The 2,191-nt window shown below is 74.1% G+C and carries 2 protein-coding genes and 2 pseudogenes; 3 read left to right on the top strand and 1 reads right to left on the bottom strand.

Going from position 1 to position 2,191, the window contains the following annotated elements; all coding sequences use genetic code 11:
- Both AOK23_RS49140 and AOK23_RS43220 read left to right on the top strand, forming a co-directional pair.
- A pseudogene (locus tag AOK23_RS49140) lies at positions 1-183 on the top strand (hypothetical protein); the annotation flags it as partial.
- The gene (locus AOK23_RS43220; RefSeq protein WP_055717829.1) at positions 176-1,165 is read left to right on the top strand and encodes a serine/threonine-protein kinase; all 990 of its coding nucleotides are present in this window, start codon (positions 176-178) and stop codon (positions 1,163-1,165) included. The pseudogene AOK23_RS49140 and the gene AOK23_RS43220, both read left to right, overlap by 8 nt.
- Here the strand turns inward: AOK23_RS43220 and AOK23_RS43215 are convergent.
- On the bottom strand, positions 1,152-1,601 hold the full coding sequence (locus AOK23_RS43215; RefSeq protein ID WP_055717828.1) for an RpiB/LacA/LacB family sugar-phosphate isomerase: 450 nt from the start codon (positions 1,599-1,601) through the stop codon (positions 1,152-1,154). The genes AOK23_RS43220 and AOK23_RS43215 overlap by 14 nt on opposite strands.
- Positions 1,602-1,763: 162 nt before the next feature.
- Between AOK23_RS43215 and AOK23_RS43210 the strand changes: the two are divergent.
- A pseudogene (locus AOK23_RS43210) lies at positions 1,764-2,030 on the top strand (Dyp-type peroxidase domain-containing protein); the annotation flags it as partial.
- Between the last annotated feature and the right edge of the window lie 161 nt (positions 2,031-2,191).

Raw genomic sequence — 2,191 nt, 5'->3', positions numbered from 1 at the left:
CACGGGCGGGCGGACACCGCGCCGGTGGAGCACGGGCGGGCGGACACCGCGCCGGTGGAGCAGGAGCCGATGGGCACCGCGCCCGGGGCGCGGGAGCATACGGAGGAACCCCGCCCCGGTCGGCAGGGGCCGAGCGATCACGAACCCACCCGTCTCGTGCGACCGGTGACGCCCGATGAGTGAGACGCGACCGTACGCGGGTCGGCCGTCCGACCTGGTCGGGCGGCAGATCGCCGGCTACCGCATCGAACGCGAGATCGGCCGCGGCGGCATGGCCGTCGTCTACCAGGCCAGGGACCTGCGACTGGACCGGACCGTCGCGCTGAAACTCCTCGCCCCCGAGCTGGCCCGCAACGACACCTTCCGCCGCCGCTTCACCCATGAGTCACGCGTCGCCGCCGCGATCGACCACCCGCACATCGTGCCGGTCTTCGAGGCGGGGGAGACCGAGGGCGTCCTCTACATCGCCATGCGGTACGTGGCCGGCCGGGACCTGCGCCACCTCCTGGACCGGGAGGGCCCGTTGCCGCTGACGACCGCCACCCGGATCACCGGCCAGGTGGCCTCCGCGCTGGACGCCGCGCACGACCACGGTCTGGTGCACCGGGACGTCAAGCCCGGCAACATCCTGGTCGCACAGGGCACGGACAGCGACCATCCCGAGCACGTCTACCTCACCGACTTCGGTCTGACGAAGAAGTCGCTGTCGCTGACCGGGTTCACCACCGTCGGCCAGTTCGTGGGGACGCTCGACTACGTGGCACCCGAGCAGATCTCCGGCAAGCCCGTCGACGGCCGCTGCGACGTCTACAGCCTCGCCTGCGTCGTCCACGAGACCCTCGCCGGGCGCCCGCCCTTCCAGCGCGACGACGACATGGCGCTGCTCTGGGCCCACCAGTACGACCAGCCGCCGCCGCTGACCGAGCAGCGCCCCGATCTGCCGGCGTCCGTCGACGACGTGCTGGCGAGGGCGCTGGCCAAGAGCCCCGACGACCGCTACGACTCGTGCCTGTCCTTCGTGGCCGCGCTCAGGGTCGCCGGTACGCGGCACGGCACGCCGACCGGGCATCCACCGACCCGCACCGCGCGGACGCCCACGGGCGGCGCACCCGAACCGCTGCCGGAGCCGCCCGCCTGGGCGAGGCCGGTGTTCATCCAACCCTGAGGTCGAGCCGCTCGACCCTGGCGACGTTCTCCCGGTCCTCGGTGTCCTGGCTGGCCTCGGCGGCGAACCAGGCGTCGAGGATCTCCTTCAGCAGCGGGGCGGAGGTCAGCCGAAGACCGATCGCCAGCACATTGGCGTCGTTCCATCGCCGCGCGCCGTCCGCCGTGTAGGCGTCGGTACACAGGGCGGCCCGCACGCCCGGCACCTTGTTCGCGGCGATCGACGCGCCGGTGCCGGTCCAGCAGCACACGACGGCCTGGTCCGCCGCACCGGAGGCCACCTCCCGCGCGGCAGCCTCCGAGCACGCCGCCCACTGGGGGTCGTCCCCCGGGCGCAGCGCCCCGTGCGGCAGCACGTCGTGGCCGCGACCGCGCAACTCCTCGACGAGGAGGCGGGCCACGGGTTCGTCCATGTCCGAGGAGACGGAGATCCGCATGCCCCGGAGACTACCCGCGTGCGCGCGGCAGCGCGCCCGTCGCGCCGACCTCCGCAACGGGACCACGGGACTGCGGGGCTACCGGGCTGCGGGAGTGTGGGTCTACCGAACTAGGGGCGCGGCCACGGCTTCCCGGCCAGCCGTTGCCGTGGGCTTCTCAGTCCCGACGGCGCGCTGAGCTGTGTGACCGGGGTGGGCGCGGAGGCCTGGGACCGGCTGTTCCACATCCGGGCGGCGCGCGTGGACCTGTGCTTCGCGCTCGCCGCCGAGATCATGCGGCGACTGCGTGGGGCGGCCGTGCTGGAGGACGAGGTCCAGGCCTTCGCGTACTTCGACTCCCGCGATCTCCTCGGCTTCGTCGACGGCACCGAGTACCCGGTGGGGCGGGTCGCGGCCGAGGCGGTGCTGGGCGGCGACGAGAGCTGCGCGCGCCTCCTGGCCGCCCGCGCCCGCGCCCTCGACTCGGCGAACGAGGCGCCGGTTCCCACCGTCGACGCCTGACCGCCCAGGGGGGGCGCAGCCCCTCCAGGATGCGGGGACCCGCGTGAGCAACCACCCGTCGACCCGCACCCGGTCGGCAGGGGCCGAGC

The organism is Streptomyces torulosus (assembly GCF_001419765.1).
GTDB lineage: Bacteria > Actinomycetota > Actinomycetes > Streptomycetales > Streptomycetaceae > Streptomyces > Streptomyces torulosus.
This window is presented reverse-complemented; position numbering and strand designations above follow the sequence as displayed.